Here is an 18,518-nt window from a genome sequence, read left to right as displayed (position 1 = left end):
GTTACCAACCGTAATTTTACCCACTAAAGTATATTGTTCAGATCTTGTCTACCAATTATCGACATTATTTCCACAATGTCATTATTTACTTTATAATAGATACTATCAGAACCACAGACGCATCGTCTATAACCCGTTTTAATATAATCAACTGATTCAAATGAATAGGGTTGCTGAGCAATTATGTCAAAATATTCAAAAAATGTCTCAAAGTATATGTCAGCTTGAATCATTACAAATTTTTTGACTCCAAAATGATGAATTCTAATTAAGTCATCTTTTGCGTCATTACTTAATTTGAATTTAACCATTTAAAAGAGACTTTGATTGCGCTAGTATATTCGCTTTTCCATCATTAGTAAAACCAGAATTCTCAGCTTTATCTAATTTCGTTTGTATCCAATCAATTTGTCTTTGTTGTTTTCGAGCTTGTCTGACTAAATCATTGACAAGTTCACTTTTGCTGGAATATTCTTTGTTGTCAACTTGAGCTCTTAACCATTCATCATTTGGTTGTGTAAATGAAATACTTTGCCTTGCCATAATCTAAATTTTGGTGTAAAAGTACACCGAATATGTGTTTTTTTACAAGTGTATTGAATCTTTCTTATCAGATTTAGACGTGTTTCATCTAATTACTAGAAACGGTTAAGTATAACAATCGTGGCGCTTGGCGCCTTGTACGCCTACCTACGGTAGGCAGGGTTTGAAGCGGCGACACCCTTTCAGTTTCTTATTTAGTTCCAATTATTCGGAGCTGCGTGAGACCCTACCTGCCGGAATGCCGGTTAGAAAGGCAAGCGATACGTATTGTTTAGAAGACTAAAATAATGAAATTTAAATACTAAGTAAGCTGTTGTTATGGAAAAGCTATGATTATTTTGCGTTGTTGTGCCTCGTTATTTTATTTCAGTGTTATTCATTATTTGTTCTCTGTACTTACTTTTAATAAATTTGGAAAGTTCTACACCTTTTAATTTGTTTGAAGAACTTAAATTTCTAACATATATACTTTCTTCTGTAATACCTTTTTCATTTTTTAATAAAAAGACTTCTTCAGTACTTTTTTTAACTTTCACAATAAGGATATCTCCTTTTGGGAATTTTAAAAATTCGTATTCTAGCAAAGTAGAAGAGAAGCTATCACCGAAATAATCTTTAATCATTGAATCGAAAAATTTACCAAAACCATCTCGATCTTTGTCTTTTTTAAATGATTTATAGTCTTGTTCAAGACCAAATATTTTTTTATCATCACTCACCCCTAACAATAAAACACCTCCCTTTGTATTTGCAAAAGCACATATTGTTTTTAAAGCACTATGAATAATGATTTTATCAATTCCTCTTACATTTTTACTTAAGTCTTTAACTTCTTCTATTTTGGATTTTATTTTACTGATATTTTCTTCTGATTGAGCTTTTTTCAATTGTTTCTCTAAACCTTCAATAATTCTGTTTTGGTCATTTGTTGGAATAGGTGTTATAAAAGTTGCCTTGAATTCTAATTTCTCCCCTTCATCTTCATTAATTCTTTTTTGCCAATAAACTTTCTTCTCTTTAAGTTCTTTCTCAAGTTTATCTTCAATTGATTCTTCAACAGACAATACGCCTTGGTTAATATATTCTCGAATTCTTTTTAGGTTCTTGAGAGTAAATTCATTTAAGCTATCGTCATTATCTTTATCAATTTCAGTTAAAATTAAATTATTAGATAGAACTGTTTTTGCAACCGCTTTTAATAAAATATCATTTTCTTGAATTGATTTTTGAACTAAATTAAAAACTATTTCAAGGTCATTTTCATCTTTACTATTAAATATATGTAGGATGTCAATAAAAAATAAGAGGTTTTTTGATTCAGGAAAGTTTTCTAAAGTTTTAGTCTGAACTTTGTCTTTTATCTTAATTATAAAATTTCTAAAATCGTTATATTTTTCAATTGTATAATCTTGAGTTAAACTATCTAAATTTTTAATACTATTAAAATATTCTATGTAAATATTTAGAAGATATGACCTAGCATTTTTTGTGTTTGAAAAAAATGCCTTGGCAAATTTTATATATTTTATTTTTTCATCAATTGAGTCTTTAAAGAAAGCGAACTGTTCGAAGATGAAGCCTTTTTCAAGTTCAATTCTAAAGTCAGAATTAATTTCTTCATCTGTTAAGTTTTCAGTTATATCGATATCGTAATTATTTAGGATATCATAATATTCATTTTCAAATCTAGTGCCTATTAATTGTTTAAAGCCTAAAACTAGATTTTCATTATTATAACCTAATACATATAATGGTATTTTATCTCCTTTCGTGAAAATATTATTTAAATCGTAATAACCATATTTGTTGTAAGTTATTTCATTTTGATGTATTAAACCATCTCCAAATTCGGTAGAGATGAAAACACCAATATTATCTGAATCAAATGTTGTAACATTTTTTACTATACCATAGATTATTTTACCTCGATTTAGTTTTTTATCCCTTTTAAGGTTTTTTGAATAATAATTTTGAGATTCTTTATCTAATTGTTTGCAAATAAAATATTGAAATTTTGAACAATATAATGTTATATCAATGTTGGTTTCCCATTCTAAACTTTCTTGTTTATTTTGTTTTAAGTTTATATCTGTTATGTTCTGAAAAGGTAAAAACCCTTCTGTTTCTCCAATCGTAGCTTTGAAACCATTGTAGTGTTTTTGAACTATTATGGTTTTAAAATATTCTTCATCTAAATTTAGAGCAATAAATTTATTGGGATTGTCTTCTAATTGAGAAAGTGTTATTTCAATATTGTTATTTTTTAATACTACAGGTATGTTGTGTTTTTTAGTTGAATTAGAAATTATATAAAAAGCATTTAAAAGTAATTTCTCGCTATCAGCTTTATTAATCAGTAATAAGGTATTAAATCGATAAAATTTTGATATTAGAATATTTGATTCAACAACTAAATCGGCAAGACCGGAAAGATAGATTTGAATGTAAATCCAATTTACATATTTTATTATCTCCCCTTTTTGTTCTGATTTCAAATTTTGAGATAAAATAAAATATTCTTGTTTTAAAGAGTTCTTATATATTTCTAATGACCTATTTATATAATAGATAAGTCTCTTTATTATATATCTATTCTCGTTTTTAGTTGATTTTATAGAAGATAAAAACTTTAAAAATTCTATTTCATTTATGTTTTCAAAATCTGAATATTTAATTAAATAATATATTTCTTTGAAATTTGTATCATTTACTTGTCTTTGATATAAGTCTGGGATTTTGAAGTCAAGAATTGCCTTTATAGCTTTTTTTTCTAAACTGTTATTTTCTATTATTTGAAGAACTTTTAATTTAGTTAATTTTCTTTCATCATCATCTTGTATAGCTCTTAAAATACCACTTGTAAGTATCCAATTTTCGAAAAACGTATGTAAGTCTATAATTTTTAAAACCTCCGACAAGTTTCTTCTAATAGATTCTTCATATTTTATCTTTGTTAAAATATAATTACAATATGTAAAAACCCAAAAGCCACTTTCTTGCTCATATTGTGATTTTAATTTTAAATTATATTCATCATCTTTTTCGAGGTGTTTTAAGAAATATTTCTTTTTAAGAGATTCGTCTTCTACTATTTCATCAAATTCATAAAAAAATGGGTCTTTACTATTTACTTGTTTTAGGTGAATTCTAGTATTTATATTATCAATTTTACATTCAATTGTTTCGTCTATTTTGATTTTGTTTTCTTGATTAGGAATTGCTAAAACCTCGAACGAATTATTAAATTTATCAATTAGGTTAATCACTTTATAATTAAACCCTTTGTAAGATGTTTTATCTGTGAAACCAGTTACGATAAAATCATAAGTTTTACCAACAACAAAATGAGGATGTCTAGTATCATAAGTAATTAATTTAGGCAAGCCATTACCCAAAACACCTATAACTTTACAATTAATATTTTTAAAAGACCAATCTTTTTGATTTTGCCAATTTTGGGTTCTTATATCAATTGTTTCATTTGAATTAGGTATTTCTAAAACAACACAATCAATAATATTATCACTTTTGTCTGTAAATTGGCTAAATTCTTTAATTGTAAAAGGAATTATGTCTCCAATGTTCCATTCGCTATTACCAGTTTCTATATTTTTTAATCTAGGTCTACCTCTTTTGTATCCAACAACTTTACATTTTACCTTTTGAAGATTATCCTGCCAATTTAATGCTCTAACTGTAAGTGGTTTTTCGTAGTCGCTTTCTAACTCAAAATATGTTTTCTCATCAATTTCAAATGAGCCAATTATATTTAATTCTCTTTCGTGTCCGATTTTAAAATCGGGATGAATAATTGAGAGATAAGTTTTATTCTGATTTGGATTATATTCTTTTAAAAAATTATACTTTTTAAACGGTTTTATATTTTTAAAAGTATGTATTTGATTTATAGGAATTAAATGTTCTTTTTTAGACTCACTTTCCTGAATGATGTAAAAACTCTTATCATCTACGGTTGTTTCATTTTTTATTAAACAACATATTTCATTCATAAATTATTCGTTTTTTTAATGAGGCACAACGTATTATATCACAACTAAAAGTACTCCTATACCTCAAAAGCTCCATGAGAAATGTCTTAGTCGTTTTATTTATTTCTAAATGTAGGTAGTTTTTAGCACACTCTGTTACGGGTAACCGTATTTGAGGGGGTGTTCTATTATTTATGCTATTTATTACCCCCTACCTCTTTCATCTATATTTTAACCTACGCTACTACTTTCTAAGTTTATTGTTATTGCCAAAGCAATACTCTAGGATTTATCTTATCGATGTTGTTTCAAGTACTTTTTTCAGAACAAACTTTCCGGATATTTTTCAATCTCATTTTCGCCTTGTTCTTCTTTAGCCTGCTGTAATTGTTTAATTATTGATTTTGTTTCTCTAAATTGTTGCGCTTCGATGTCTTTTATAAAATCAACTTCCTTCTCATATTTGTTTATGATCACTTGCTCAATTTCATCTAATGTAACCCTAAAATACTCTTTTCTGTAATTTACTTTATTTATTCGCCTATCATCAAATTCTCTATGTAATAGGTTTTCAAGCTCGGGCGCGTTCTCTGAGAAAATCATTGCGTGTAAATCGAACGTAAAAGGTACAGAAGCATCTCCTAATTCCTTAACTCTGTCCATTGGTTCAAGTCTTCTTGTCATTCCAATTTTATAAACGTTCTCTCCAAATGAACCAAGGTTAGATATTATATAAACGTGTCCAGATTTAGTTTCTTGAGCTCTTGAAATAGCCCTTTCTTTTGCTTCGTGAGCTTCTTTTAAATTCTGTTCTAATTGAGCGATTTGAGAGTTTAGTTCTTCTAATTTTTCTCCGCTGACTAATCCTAAATCCTTTCTCGCACGTTCTAAAGCTTTTTGGAAACGTTTTTCTTCCATTTCCGCATCTTTTCTTGCTTTTTCAAATTCTCGCTGTGCTCTTTCTTCTTCTCGTTGTTCTTCTCTTATTGCTCTTGCTTCTTCTTTTTCTTGATATTTTTTATGTGCTAATTCATAAACTAAATGAAGTTCGTCTAATTTTAACTTTAAATACTTATCTGTTATAGAAGTATTATTAGATTGACCTAGTTTATTAATTGCATTAAAAGCTTTTGTTATTCGTTCTTCAAAACGCCTAATATTATTCCAACGGACTTTTGAAATTAATGCATCACATTCTCCATTAAATGCTCTCAAAGTCAAATTAATATATCTCCTTGTCATTATTTCGCCTTGTTTTCGGCTATTTCCGACAACCCATTCTGTATTGCAAACACAAGCATTTCCTCCCTTTATTAGTTGTTTTTGCCTTGCAACTATTTGTGTAATTCGTTCTTTGTATTTTTCTGAGGTATCTAAATCAAAAATCGGTTCGTAAATTCCAAGTTCTACAAACTCCAAATCATTTTGGTAGAGTTTAATGTCCTTTTCTAATTCTTTAAAGATTGATTTTGCATTAATATATCTGTCATTCAATTCTGTGGCATTTGCTTGAATTTCGGAAAATTCCTTATTCTTCGATTCAATTTCATTTTCGATTGATATGATTCCACTAAACCTTACTAAATCAGAATTAAGTTTGCTGTTTTGTTCGGTTTTAGTTGATAGTTCTGAATCTTTATTTTGAATTTCAACATTAAGCTTTGTTTTTGTTTTCTTACTTTGGTTTAGCACTATAAATAATGCGATTCCTAAAGCTAAAATTATAATTATTAGTCCTAATGTCATTTTTAGTTCGGTTTTTTCTGGTACTGGTTACAACGTATTATATCACAACTAAAGGTACTCCTATTCCTCAAAATCTCTATGAGAACTGTTTTAGTAGTTCTAAATGTAGGTAGTTTTTAGCACACTCTGTTACGGGTTTCCGTATTTAGAGGGGGTGTTCTATTTTTTATGCTATTTATTCCCCCCTAGCTCTTTCATCTATATTTTAACCTACGCTATTACTTTCTGGGTTTATTGTTATTGTAAAAGCAATACTCTAGGATATATCTTATCGATGTTAGCCACTTTAATTTTCTTTTCTCTCTTTTGTCTTAATATCCTCTATCAGTTTTAGAATGGTCTTGATTAATTTACTTCCTTTTTCAGAAAGGTTAAACATTTCTTTTTTCAATGTTCTACTAGCTTCATTATCTTGTAAAATTAATCCCTTTTCAATTAGTTTGTTTATAATTGAGTGAGTTGTAGATATGCTATTGTCAAGTGTACTCGATATTTTATGAATACTTACTATTTTTTGATAACCATTTAAGTAGTCTAGAACTTGAAACTCTGAAAAAGTTAACTTTTGAATTCTCTTATTTTCAATTGTTTGTAATCTTTCTCGAACTTCTTGACTAGATAGTGTGACTTCACATAAAACAGAGTTTCCATCATCTAAACAAGTCGGACAACGCATCTTAAATGCTTTTAAAGTTTTAAGCATTTCATATGGAAATTCGTGATTATTTGGACATTTGATTAATTGAGTTTTATTAAAATAATCTGAAATCAAAATATTCATATTAAACCTAGCTTGAGTAAAATAGGTAATCAATTTTGAATTATATGCTCTTGAAAAATTAAGGTTATGTGTTTTACAGAGTCCATAGTCAAGAGAATAAATAATAGATAAATTATCATTATTGTCATTAACATTATTATAAGTAGTTAAAAACCCATTCAGTTCTAAATTATCTAAAAGATTTGAAATCTCTTTATTCACGATAAAATGATTAGTAGGCTTTCCTTTTATTCTTGTTCTATTAGAAGATGATGAATTTATTTTTTGACGATTAATTATAAAATTTAATAGTTGATATTGATGTTCGTTTGATATTTTATCTTGAAAAGGTTTCGTTACAAATTGATTTGCTATAAAATATTTATGTATAATATCAGAATAGTATCTTTTAGAAGCATTTTCAATTGCTTCTTTGGATATTTTTACATCGTGAATCAAACAAGATTCATAACAATAGGAAAGTAAAAAACCTATTTTCCTTGGTATATTAAATGATGTACTAAATAGTATATCATAAATTTCAGATTCATCTATCGAAAAGAATTTTTCCCAATTATTATTTGGAAAAAAGAGATGCAATCTTTTTTGAATCAGTCTTTTTGTATAATCAAGAGCTAATGTCTCCATTTTGGATATATCAGCCTCTTTTTCAAATGTATAAAAAGCATCAAAAAAGTCTAATGAAATTTCGTCAATCTTTGAATTGTCTAATTTTCCATAATAAAATCTATGTGGATAAATTGCAATCTTAAATTTAACGAAATCATCTGAAAGATTATTTAAAGGTGTAATAAACCAATCCATAAATACCTTTTGAGATTCTTCGTCTATTTCTGAATAATCATCTAAGAAAATATATAAATGGTCAATCTCTAGAATGTTTTTAATAGAGGTTAATTTGGTTATTAAGCTTTTTTTAATATCTAAATATGTAACAAGACTTGTCTCAAATTCAGATTTTATAGTACTTCCTTTAGTTGCTGAGGCTCCAATATCTAATTTTGGTGTTTTTGAGATACTTATATCTCCCTTAACTGATTTTTCATTTTCTTCTTGACTTGATAATTTGTAATTTGTAATTAATGAAGCGTCAACTTGTTTGATTACATTTGATATTGATTTTTCTATTTCATCTAATTCCAAATTTATTTTATCAATTTGCTCTTTATCAAAGCCCAGTAACCTTTTTATTATTGAAACTTGAACAAATTCGTCTAATCTATTCTTTGTTTCAAGAACGATTTCTTTTATTAAATTACTAAAAAGAAGATACTTTTGTAGTTCTTTACTAACGCTTTCAACTTCTAAGGGAATTGTAGGTGTAGAATTGTCATATAAAGATTTGACATCTATATAAATAGAAATACACTTATTATTTGAAACTAAATCTTTTTGTGATTTTTGAAAAATTGTTGACTTACCTGTTCCTTTTCGACCAACTAAAATTGTAGTTCTTGGAAGGTTTAATTTGTTAATAATTCCATTATTGGGAAGTAAATCAGTATAAATGTCATCAATATTTTTATCCTCAATAAAATCTTCAATTCTTGTTTTCCTTACAAGTTTTAAAGATTCTGAAAACTCAAGGAATTTTAATTTATTCTCCATAGTCTGTATTTATTGTGGCTAACGTATTATATCACAACTAAAAGTACTCCTATTCCTCAAAATCTTCATGAGAGCTGTCTTAGTAATTCTAAATTATTTCTAAATGTAGGTAGTTTTTAGCACACTCTGTTACGGGTTTCCGTATTTAGAGGGTGTGCCCTATTTTGTAGTCTTTTTAGGGCAATGCTATGTTGTTATCCCTATTTAAGTAGGTTTATACTTTTTCTACCCTACTATTGTTTTGTTGAGATTAATAATTCTCTTACATCAACATTTAAAGCGTTTGCTATTTCCACAAGTGTATCTAATGAAGGTTGCATTTCATTAGTACACCATCTTGAAACCGTAGCTGTATTTTTCTTTAGTTTTTCAGCTAACCATTTATTTGTTCTACCTTCTTCTGCTAGAACAACTTTCAATCTATTAATTGCCTTTTTACTCATTATTAAAATGTGAATATATTATTATCTATTTGCATACTATTCAAATATAGTATAATGAAATTTAACACATAAACAACTTATCACTTAAACTAATACGCATATTAAATCATTTTATTTGCATAATATAATTTTATATTATACATTTACATCATCATTAAAATGATGTTATTCGCAAATATATTTACCCTATGAGCAAAAGATACACCAAAGCCGATTTAGAAGCCATTGTTTACGAACAACTAACCAACTTAGATGCCATGCATGATTTGTTGCGTATTATGAAGACTCAAAATGAGCTTATTGAGCAGCTTAGCAAACGGCTGCAGGAACAGGTTGGGATGCAAACCGCTCCTAAACCTCCCTATAAGAGGCGGATATCGGCTAAAAGGTTGTGATTTTGGGAGGTGATTTCTTTGGATTTTTACCGAATATTTTGCCCTTTTTGTCTCTCTTTTCCTTTTTAATTTGACATACTTTATCAAACTCCCCTCCTTAATACCTCTTTTTTTAACACCCATTTATTATGGAACCTTCATTACTCTCTCTCCCCGCTTTGAACGAAAATGATACCGTTGCTGCTTTGGTATCTCAACTTGTACAACAGGTGAATGTAAACCGCATCTACCTATTTCCTCCTGAAGAGCAGGGGGCTGATTCGTATTATTTTATCCTTATTATAGAGGATGCTGCCAAACGTTTTAAGTCGCGAATTAAAGCGGTTTTGGCACGCTTACGGGAAACCTATCCTCATTGTAGTATTTCGTTTTATAGTTTGCACACCCTACAGCAACTTACGAAAGAGGGGAATCCTTTTTTTCTGAATTATTGTAGGAAGGAAAATTTGGTGTATTATCACCATCGGTATGAGGAAGGGTGGTTGTTTAAGCCCTTAGATCTTTCTCAGTTTATGGCAAAGGCACGGGAAAATTTTGACATACAATATTCTAGAATCACTGCTTTTCGGCAAGGGGCAGCTTTTTATTTGGAGCATGAAAATTATGCACAGGCTGCATTTATGTTGCATCAGACTTTAGAGCAATGTTTTTTGGCGGCTGAATATTTTCTTGTAGGGGACACATTTTCGGGGCATTTAATTAGTGACCATCAATCCTATCTTGGAAAGCTGTACAGTGCATTTAAACACTTTTTTCCGAGGGAACACAAAGAGGATACGCACCTTATGAATACGCTTAACAAGGCGTATATTCACTCTAGGTATTCACTACATTATCACATTAAGAAAACGCAGGTGTTGACCCTTATTAAAAAAGCGGATGAACTGATGGCTTTGGTTGCAGCAGCTGTTGAAACGGAGTTGTTGAAGTGCGAAAAATTGCTGGGAGGGGATTTCTCTTCTGTACCTACTGCCCCCAAGGGTTTGGACACTGCGGTAGCAGCTGAGGAGCCTGTTGCGAATGTTGCTAACGAAACGTTGCAAGCTGCGGTTCGATTGTTACGACCACGTGTTCGCCATGAATACCCTGGCGACTCTCCCATCCACCTTCAGGAGGTTACTTTTGAGGTCGCGAATCATGGGGAGTTGCGGTATCTTATCTCTTGTTTGTTACGGGTGTGTATGTTGGCATTGGAAAATACGCAAGGGTTTGGTTCGCCTCGATTGTCTCATTGTTCTGATCGACTTACGATTGCAACGGTATTAGAGCTTGCGGACAGTTTGCAACCGGATCAACAATTGGATAGCTATGATGCATTGGAATCTCTTTTATTGGGTAGGGAGGCAACGAAATGAGGGGGAAAGATCTATATTGTTGTTCTTTAGGTAATGATTTGGCATTTAAAATCGCTTTATTGTGGTTTGATTAGAGATTAGAAAATACGATATTGTAACGTGTTTGTATAAGAGTAGTGGCGTGTTTAAGCGCCTAATTTAGCAAATAAAAAACGAATAGAAAATCTGCGAGGATTTTCGTAAGTAAGCCAGAACTAGCCATTCATTACACACGGTGTTGCCAGTAATTTTTTATTTCATTCGTTCAATTAAAATTGGATAAAACTCATTAAATTTCGAATATTTTTCTCTGTTATTTTCATATTCTTTTAAAATTTCTACAATATTATCTACTAATGAAAATCCAATAGATTTTTCGTAGTCTAAAAGTTCTTTCGCTTTTTCTGTTCCAAAATTATTATTTGCTATTCTTATTGTTACTGCTCTTATTATAAGCTCGTTAAAAACATATTTCCATTCGCTATAAGCTTGACTTTCTCCATCTTTTTTTAAACTTTCAGTGTAATATTTTTCTTTAATAGTTTCTATTTCATTTTGAAATTTTTCTGTTAAAGGATTTACGAAGGAATGACCAAATTCGTGTAAAATCATATCCATTTCAAGGTATTCTTTTTCAAAATATGGGATATGTTCAATTTCTCCATTTGGTCCAATTATAGCATAAACTTCTTTTTCCCCATCTGCTATGAATTTTGAATTAAAACCTCCTGAATGAACTAATGGTGAGAGAATTAAATTATAGGAGCCCAATTCACTTCCGTAGTATTTTTCTAGATAAGCTGGAAGATGTTGAATAGATTTAGATTGTTTCACTTGATTAATTACTTTCTCATTCAATTCTTTTACTTCGAATAAATAGGCTTGAAATAAAGAATCTTGATTAAAGGAAATAAATTCTTTTTTAAATTTTTTAATTAGATAATCCCCTTTGCTTTCATCAAAAGCTTCAGGATTTATGACTTCTCTTACTTTATTCAATTCAGGAAATTCCCCGAACTGTAGAACCCAATCTGTCACGTTATTAAAATTAAAACCGTGTTTTTTAGATAATGTATCAAACAAAGCAACTGCCTTATGGTTTTTCAGAGCTTTAAAATTATTTTTTAACTTTGACTTGTAAAGATTGTCGTGATTATTGACTAGAAAGTAATTATCTAAAAATGCTATAGAATAGATGGTCTCTATCCTTTCGTCAATTGTAATGTTTAATTCCGATTTTTGTCCGATACTTTTTAATGAAGCTAAAAGTAGAATAAGGAAAATAGTTTTTTTCATTTACTTTGTTTTCATTTAAAGATTACTTTTTTTTAAAATTGTTACAGTTTAAATTACTGGTAACTTCCGTATAATAACGCCTCTAAATTGTTGTGGTTTGATTAAGGATTAGAAAACACAATATTTTACCTTCATTGAATCCTATTTTCACACTATTGGCAGTAGTACTTTTTAGTAATCTTTTTTCAATTTACTATAAACTTCTAAATCTCTAAACACATTTTCAGAAACTAATTCTGCCTCTCGTTCAATTCCCTCAAACTTGAATCCGAGATTTTTAGGAATACTTTTGCTCGGTTCGTTATTAACCGCGCATTTAATTGACACCCTATTTAAATCCAGTTCATTAAAGGCAAAATCGCATAATCTTTGAACAGACTTTATTACGATTCCTTGTTTTTGATGCTTTTCAGATAACCAGTATCCAATTTCTGTTTTTTTGTTTAACCTATCGGTAGGTCTAAGTCCGATTAAGCCCACAAATTCATTTTGTTTTCTTATAGTGAATGTAAACTCTTTGTTTTGGCTTGGTGTGTCTATTACAGATTTCACAAACGCCTCCGTATCACTACTGCTTTTCGTTTTTTCCACAAACGGCAGCCATTCTCCTAGATATTTTCTTTGACTGTCAATCGTTCTGTAAATTTCAGTTGAGTCTGATACTTTCAGTTCTCGTAATTCTATAAACACGTCTACTTTCAAGTTCATTTTTCGAATATGACCTCTAATGGGTTATTAAATTAAACGTTTTTGTAGCGCAACGTGCGCCTCCCTACGGCAGGCAGGGCTTAAAGCAGTTACCCTTTTGAGCTGTTTGTTTAGTTCCAAATATTCAGAACTATGTGCAGCTCAGAAGGGTAAGCTAGTTTGTAGTATACCGACACCTAAAGTAATACTTTTTGAGTACTAAATAAGCTGTAATTATAGGAAAGGTTAAGATTATTGATGTGTTGTTAGGCGACGTTTTTGTCTTTGTACATTATTATTTCGTTCAATACAGCTTCTTTATTTTCCTTTTCTTCCTCAATATCATAGTCATCTTGAATTCCAAGCCAGAATTTAGCAGAGTTTCCAAAATATTTACTTAATCGTAAAGCAGTGTCAGCCGTTATTCGGCGATTTCCTTTTATGATTTCAGAAATCCGAGTTTGAGGGATTTTCAAATCTTTAGAAAGTCGGTAGGCCGTTATTTCCAATGGCTCAAGAAATTCATAAAATAAAATTTCTCCTGGGTGTACATTTGCTAACTTTTCCATTTTATTGTTGTTTAATGATAATCAATTATTTGCACTTCACTTGCATTTCCTTTTTCCCAAACAAAGATAACCCGCCACTGTTTGTTAATTCGAATGCTGTAATACTCGTTCAATTTTCCAGTCAGTTTTTCAAGTCGGTTTGAAGGAGGAATTCGCAAATCAGAAATGTCCTGTGAATTATTCAACATTCTCAATTTTCGACGTCCGACATTCTGAATTTCAATCGGCATTTTCTTAACTCGGATTCCGTTCCAAATCTGTTCAGTCTCTTTTGAGGCAAAGGTTAATATCATATCTTTGACGTTACTAACGCCAAAGGTAGGTATATTTTTCTTCTTTTGAAAATTTTTCTGAAAATGTAGCTTAACGGGTTTGTATGCTACTTATAGCGCTTGGCGCCTTCCTACGGCAAGCAGGGTTTGAAGCAGCGACACCTTTTGAGTTCTTTGTTTAGTTCCAATTATTCGGAGCTGTGTGAGACCCTTCCTGCCGGAAGGCCGGTCAGACAGGCAAGCTAGTTCATACTGTTTGGAAGACTAAAATAGTACTTTTTGAGTACTAAATAAGCTGTAATTATGGAAAAGCTATGAGTATTGATAGGTTGTTGTAAGTAGTTTTATTACTTTTAATTAGTCTGAATATCAGAAAAGTAAATTAATTCTGACCACTCAACAATATCGTAAATTTCGAATTTATTTTTCCATTCTACTTCTTCACCCACAGGAACTTTAAAATGAATAATACCACTATTCAAATCAACATTGTGATTGTCGTGCAATTCTAATTCGATCATAGATGATAGCCAATCTTGCTGATAATCTATATTATTTATATCAAAAAGCCTTGGAAATATCCATATTTGGTTCGTTTGATACTGCAAATAACCTGTAACGAACCAACTTACGCCATCGTTGGTATAATTTTTTTCGTTCAAATTATCCAAAACAAATTGTAGGTTATCAGAAGGTAAATCAGATGTAAAAGTTAATGAGTTTACATTATCAACTTCGAGGTCGAATTGATTAATAAAATCGAATAGATTGTTAATATCAGTTCCACTTTTAATTCCAACAGATACTTCTCCAGGAACAAATTCTTGAGGATCAGTTTCAGGATCATCATTTGAGCAAGAAGTTAAGAATCCAATCAGCGCGAAAAAAATTAATAGTTTTTTCATAATTCTTATTTTTTAATTAGATGTGTTTTATGCCGTTTGGTTGCGTCTAAATTACTCACAGTTAAGCAAATCGCTTGTTTTACTGTCACCTTACATAGCTGGCACTTTGGTGAAAGGCGCTGGCGAAATGTGCGCCTCCCTACGGCAGGCAGGGCTTGAAGCAGCGACACCTTTTTAGTTCTTTGTTTAGTTCCAATTATTCAGAGCTGTGTGAGACGCAAGAAGGTAAACTTTAGCGTTTTATCAAAAACTAATATAGTTAATTATTTACTATGATACACTTCTAGCTAACCCAAGAAGCCTAACTAGTGTGCGTTGTTGACAAAAGTTTTTGTCCACCCTATTCCAATTTGATACCCCGATTGCGCCTTGTCATTAATTAATGGTAAAAAGCTGTACAATCCAATACTGTTTGAATTGTTAAATTTATATTTTGGTGAAAAAGAAAAACCATAATTAAAAAATGTTTCATTATTAGAAAAGTCTCTTTCAAAGCCAATCTTTTCATTAACTAAGGTTCCTTTTGTAACAGCAAAACTGAGACCTAAAGGAACTTCAAAATTTAACTGTATCTTTTTAAAGTTAAGTGAATATCCAATATTTATTGTTGGCAGTATTCGCATATCAATATCATTTTTTAAATAGGCTTCTGGTTCTGACTCTCCTTTAAAGTCAAAGTATGAACTAATAGCTAATCCAAGTGTAAAATAATGCTTGTTTTGGGATAGTGGAATATTATACTTTCCGTAGCCTCCATAATATAATGCTTCATCGCCCGCTCCTAATACCCCTAACTCCAATGAATTGTTATTTACCTTTTGAGACCATAGCATTGAACTAGCGGACAAAAAACATATAACTATAATACTTCTAATTGTTAAACACATAATCTAACCCTTTTTTAAATATTTTGTTTGCAGAACCACTATGTCCTCTTTTTTCTATTAATTCACCTTTATGTTTGAAATTTGGATAATCTCGATTATCCATTCGTTGATTCATTTCTTCAAAGGAAGCCAACATAACCCCACCTTCTAACGTTCCCATTCCGTTGTAAAAGGTCACATCTAAATCTGGGTGTGTGTCTGCATACATTTGCTCATAATTAAATATAACTCCTGAGTCATACCAATATGATGTGCCACTTGCTACAAACTTGTTAAATGGATTTAAAGCTCTTTCTTGAGCCATCACGTATTGAGTAAACAATCCTCCAAAAGAATGACCAATTAATGTTTTATTATTGGATGGGTCAATATTATATTTTGTTTCTAATAGAGGAATTAATTGATCTTTTATGAAGTGGTAAAAATTTTCAGCTCCACCAGAACCGTGTTCATATGCAGTAGGTGTATAATCTCTATTTCTTTGCTTATTATTACCAATAGCAATAAAAATAGAAGGAGGGATACGACCATTTTGGACTTTATCTGATACGATTTTCGCGATAGAATTAAACCGAGTATCGCCATCTAAAGCAATGATTAATTGATTTGACGAATTACTATTATAATTTTCTGGTATAAAAACGTAAATCGGGTAACTATCATTTATAATTAAAGATTGGACAATAAATTCTTCTGTGGTTCCTAGGACTTCAAGAGTATCATCATCAGAGCAGCTAAATAATACAATCGAGAATAAAAGAAGTTGTACATATTTCATAATTTCAGATTTTACATCAAAAATCCAAAATTTTTAAAATTTAAAACTTATTCTAAATCAAGAAATCACTTTATCCTTTTTTTTTAAGTATTTCTTTTTTACGCGACTATAGGTTTCGGGTGTCATCCCCAAATAGTTGGCTATTAATTTTTGAGGCACCTGCTCTAAAAACACTTTGGACTTAGAAATTGTATTCAAAAAAAGTTCATACCTCTTATTCGCATTTTTATGCTGTAATATCAAAGACCTTTTTTCGCGCTCCAAATGAACTTGTTCAAATAATCTTGTGTAGATATATGAAAACGGATGACTTTCTAATAGAAATTTATCAATATCTTTTTTCTCAAAATAAAGAATTTCAGAATCTGTTATCGCCTCTTGAATTTGATTTGAAGGTGAATTTTCCATATAACTCGTAAAATTATTAAAACTCATCCCAGCAAGTGAAAAATCAATTGTATATAAGTTCCCATCAATAATTAAATATTGGTGTATAAACCCTTTTAAAACCAAACTTGTTTTAGTTTCTATTTGTCCAATATTCAACAAAATTTCACCTTGTTTAATTTTTTTCTTTTTCATAGCCTTTGCTAGAGGCCTAAAATCTGTTTCTGTAAGTGGATATACTTGATTGAAAAAATCAAATAATATATTTTCTTCATCAGAAAAGTTCTCTTTCATAGAATTTTATAATTTTTGATAACAGGTTTTGTTCATATTAAAGTTACGCACTTCTCTCAAAACATTTCGAACTATAGCCTTAGTAGGTGATTTTTTATTTCTGAAAACACCCCGTTTTAGCACACTCATTGACGGTTTTTTTTGAAGTACTACAGTGTTTACCAAACGTTTTCAGATACCTGTTAAATACTGTGTACTAGTGCTTTTTTACTGCACCCCTATTTACAATGCAATTACGCCACCAATATTTAAACTCGCTCCCAAATTCCTGCGTTTAATTTCTATTTCATCTTCTAAATTATTGGTGATACCTACCAATCCTTGCAAATCAATTAAGATTCCAAATCCCTCCGAGACTTCAATTTTATACCCCATGCCGTAAGAAAAAGCCAATTGGAAGTTTTTATAAAATGCCATTACATCTCTATCATCGTCGGTCGCTTTCAATAAAAACTGAGGGGTTACACCAAAATTCAAATTCCAGTGTTTCTCACTTCCAAAATGCCAATTGGCATTCGCAGGAATGTTTAGATAATTTAATTTTAATGTAGTGTAAGGGGTTGAAGACCCTAATGTGAAATGCGATACCCCCGAGCGAATACTCCATCTATCGTTTAAATAAAAATCTCCAAGAAGTCCATATTGTACTCCAAAAACGGGTTCCCGACCTGGATCTTCCTCTCCAAATACCATCGCGAAGGAGTAGCCAACATTAGGAGTTAATTCAATTGCTCCCTTTTCTCTCTATTGTGAATGTGCTACGTTAGAAACCATAAGAAGCCCTATGAATGCGATAAAAAGTGTTTTCATATTTTTTATATTTGTTTGGATTAACTGAAGCATCTAATTTCGCATAATTTATTTACACCCCTGACACTTTAGGGCAACAAATTACAAACTGAATAGTATCGCTCGTTACTTGGGTGAAAGGAACTGGTTCAGCATGCAGTTTATAAGCGTAAACGAGTTCGTATTTTTTCGATGTTAAAACCTTAATTATCCTACGTAATTATGGAGAAACTATGATTAGTAAACATTGTTACGACACGTTTTTTAGACTTCTTACCTTTTAAGAATAGCCAATAGTATCGTTATTGAAATTCCGATTACAGAAGCTATGGTATTCTTAGGAATCAATTCCGATTTTTTAATTCCATAGACGAGATTGTTTATGCTTTTTTTATTCATTAGTATGATACTAAGAAGTATGAGAAAGAACGCGATGCTATGTAAACTACTTAAAGACACATCTGTTACTTCCGTCTGAGTGAACGGAAACACCAAATTTGTAATTAAAAAGTAGAAATAGGATTGAATTAAAATCCAACCCACTTTAGTATTCGTACAAATCCCGACCATTGGAAGTAGCAAGATGAAGGCAGCGCTCAAGTAATAATAGTGTGTTGCAATGTAAAAGTATTCCTCTAGTGGATTTGCAGTAGAATCGATACCCATATTAAAATGGTCTATTACATTGGAAATTCCAGAAATCAAGGCATAGCTAAACAAGCAAACTATCGATAGTTTAATGAATACGATCAGATAATGTTCTTGTAGGTATGCTGCGGTTATTCTCAAATGTTTGTTAGTTGTTGTGTTTGATG

18 protein-coding genes are annotated in these 18,518 nt (G+C 30.5%); 2 read left to right on the top strand and 16 right to left on the bottom strand.

Translation table 11 applies throughout. The features are described from left to right. Positions 1-23 precede the first annotated feature (23 nt). From BLQ00_RS14920 to BLQ00_RS14895, 6 genes are all read right to left on the bottom strand, one after another. Complete coding sequence (locus BLQ00_RS14920) at positions 24-311, bottom strand: type II toxin-antitoxin system RelE/ParE family toxin (protein ID WP_093145125.1); 288 nt, start codon at positions 309-311, stop codon at positions 24-26. Beyond that, a complete protein-coding gene (locus BLQ00_RS14915) occupies positions 304-543 on the bottom strand; it encodes a ribbon-helix-helix domain-containing protein (RefSeq protein WP_093145124.1) in 240 nt (79 codons plus the stop codon). The genes BLQ00_RS14920 and BLQ00_RS14915 overlap by 8 nt, the downstream gene beginning before the upstream one ends. Positions 544-899: 356 nt before the next feature. Then, positions 900-4,553, bottom strand: a complete 3,654-nt coding sequence (locus tag BLQ00_RS14910; protein ID WP_093145123.1) for an RNA-binding domain-containing protein — start codon at positions 4,551-4,553, stop codon at positions 900-902. Between the two features lie 300 nt (positions 4,554-4,853). After that, positions 4,854-6,278: an SNIPE associated domain-containing protein gene (locus tag BLQ00_RS14905; RefSeq protein WP_093145122.1), complete on the bottom strand. Its 1,425-nt coding sequence runs from the start codon at positions 6,276-6,278 to the stop codon at positions 4,854-4,856. Positions 6,279-6,564: 286 nt separating this feature from the next. Further along, a complete protein-coding gene (locus BLQ00_RS14900) occupies positions 6,565-8,667 on the bottom strand; it encodes a MarR family transcriptional regulator (protein ID WP_093145121.1) in 2,103 nt (700 codons plus the stop codon). 233 nt (positions 8,668-8,900) lie between these two features. Next, on the bottom strand, positions 8,901-9,110 hold the full coding sequence (locus BLQ00_RS14895; protein WP_093145120.1) for a helix-turn-helix transcriptional regulator: 210 nt from the start codon (positions 9,108-9,110) through the stop codon (positions 8,901-8,903). A 188-nt stretch (positions 9,111-9,298) separates the two neighbouring features. Here BLQ00_RS14895 and BLQ00_RS14890 point away from each other — a divergent pair, with 188 nt between their 5' ends. Beyond that, on the top strand, positions 9,299-9,505 hold the full coding sequence (locus BLQ00_RS14890; RefSeq protein WP_093145119.1) for a hypothetical protein: 207 nt from the start codon (positions 9,299-9,301) through the stop codon (positions 9,503-9,505). A 185-nt stretch (positions 9,506-9,690) separates the two neighbouring features. Beyond that, a complete protein-coding gene (locus BLQ00_RS14885) occupies positions 9,691-10,860 on the top strand; it encodes a HEPN domain-containing protein (protein WP_175445468.1) in 1,170 nt (389 codons plus the stop codon). Between the two features lie 231 nt (positions 10,861-11,091). Here the strand turns inward: BLQ00_RS14885 and BLQ00_RS14880 are convergent, their stop codons facing one another. From BLQ00_RS14880 to BLQ00_RS14835, 10 genes are all read right to left on the bottom strand, one after another. Then, a complete protein-coding gene (locus tag BLQ00_RS14880; RefSeq protein WP_093145117.1) occupies positions 11,092-12,135 on the bottom strand; it encodes a DUF4932 domain-containing protein in 1,044 nt (347 codons plus the stop codon). A 171-nt stretch (positions 12,136-12,306) separates the two neighbouring features. Then, the gene (locus tag BLQ00_RS14875; RefSeq protein ID WP_093145116.1) at positions 12,307-12,843 is read right to left on the bottom strand and encodes a GNAT family N-acetyltransferase; all 537 of its coding nucleotides are present in this window, start codon (positions 12,841-12,843) and stop codon (positions 12,307-12,309) included. A gap of 245 nt (positions 12,844-13,088) precedes the next feature. Continuing rightward, positions 13,089-13,391 (bottom strand): HigA family addiction module antitoxin, encoded by a 303-nt coding sequence (locus BLQ00_RS14870; protein WP_093145115.1) that lies wholly within the window; start codon positions 13,389-13,391, stop codon positions 13,089-13,091. Positions 13,392-13,402: 11 nt separating this feature from the next. Continuing rightward, the gene (locus BLQ00_RS14865; protein WP_093145114.1) at positions 13,403-13,684 is read right to left on the bottom strand and encodes a type II toxin-antitoxin system RelE/ParE family toxin; all 282 of its coding nucleotides are present in this window, start codon (positions 13,682-13,684) and stop codon (positions 13,403-13,405) included. A gap of 332 nt (positions 13,685-14,016) precedes the next feature. Then, on the bottom strand, positions 14,017-14,568 hold the full coding sequence (locus tag BLQ00_RS14860) for a hypothetical protein (protein WP_093145113.1): 552 nt from the start codon (positions 14,566-14,568) through the stop codon (positions 14,017-14,019). A gap of 305 nt (positions 14,569-14,873) precedes the next feature. Then, positions 14,874-15,401, bottom strand: coding sequence for a hypothetical protein (locus BLQ00_RS14855; RefSeq protein ID WP_229792650.1), 528 nt, complete (start codon positions 15,399-15,401; stop codon positions 14,874-14,876). Between the two features lie 37 nt (positions 15,402-15,438). Then, the gene (locus BLQ00_RS14850) at positions 15,439-16,233 is read right to left on the bottom strand and encodes an alpha/beta hydrolase (RefSeq protein ID WP_093145111.1); all 795 of its coding nucleotides are present in this window, start codon (positions 16,231-16,233) and stop codon (positions 15,439-15,441) included. 57 nt (positions 16,234-16,290) lie between these two features. Then, positions 16,291-16,815: a Crp/Fnr family transcriptional regulator gene (locus BLQ00_RS14845; protein WP_229792649.1), complete on the bottom strand. Its 525-nt coding sequence runs from the start codon at positions 16,813-16,815 to the stop codon at positions 16,291-16,293. Positions 16,816-17,136: 321 nt separating this feature from the next. Beyond that, positions 17,137-17,607 (bottom strand): outer membrane beta-barrel protein, encoded by a 471-nt coding sequence (locus BLQ00_RS14840; RefSeq protein ID WP_093145109.1) that lies wholly within the window; start codon positions 17,605-17,607, stop codon positions 17,137-17,139. Positions 17,608-17,976: 369 nt separating this feature from the next. Further along, complete coding sequence (locus BLQ00_RS14835) at positions 17,977-18,492, bottom strand: hypothetical protein (RefSeq protein ID WP_139149429.1); 516 nt, start codon at positions 18,490-18,492, stop codon at positions 17,977-17,979. Positions 18,493-18,518 lie beyond the last annotated feature (26 nt).

Origin of the sequence: Ulvibacter litoralis (genome assembly GCF_900102055.1) — a bacterium.
Classification (GTDB): Bacteria; Bacteroidota; Bacteroidia; order Flavobacteriales; family Flavobacteriaceae; genus Ulvibacter; species Ulvibacter litoralis.
Note: the sequence above shows the minus strand (reverse complement) of the source record. Positions and strands in the feature narration are given on the sequence as shown.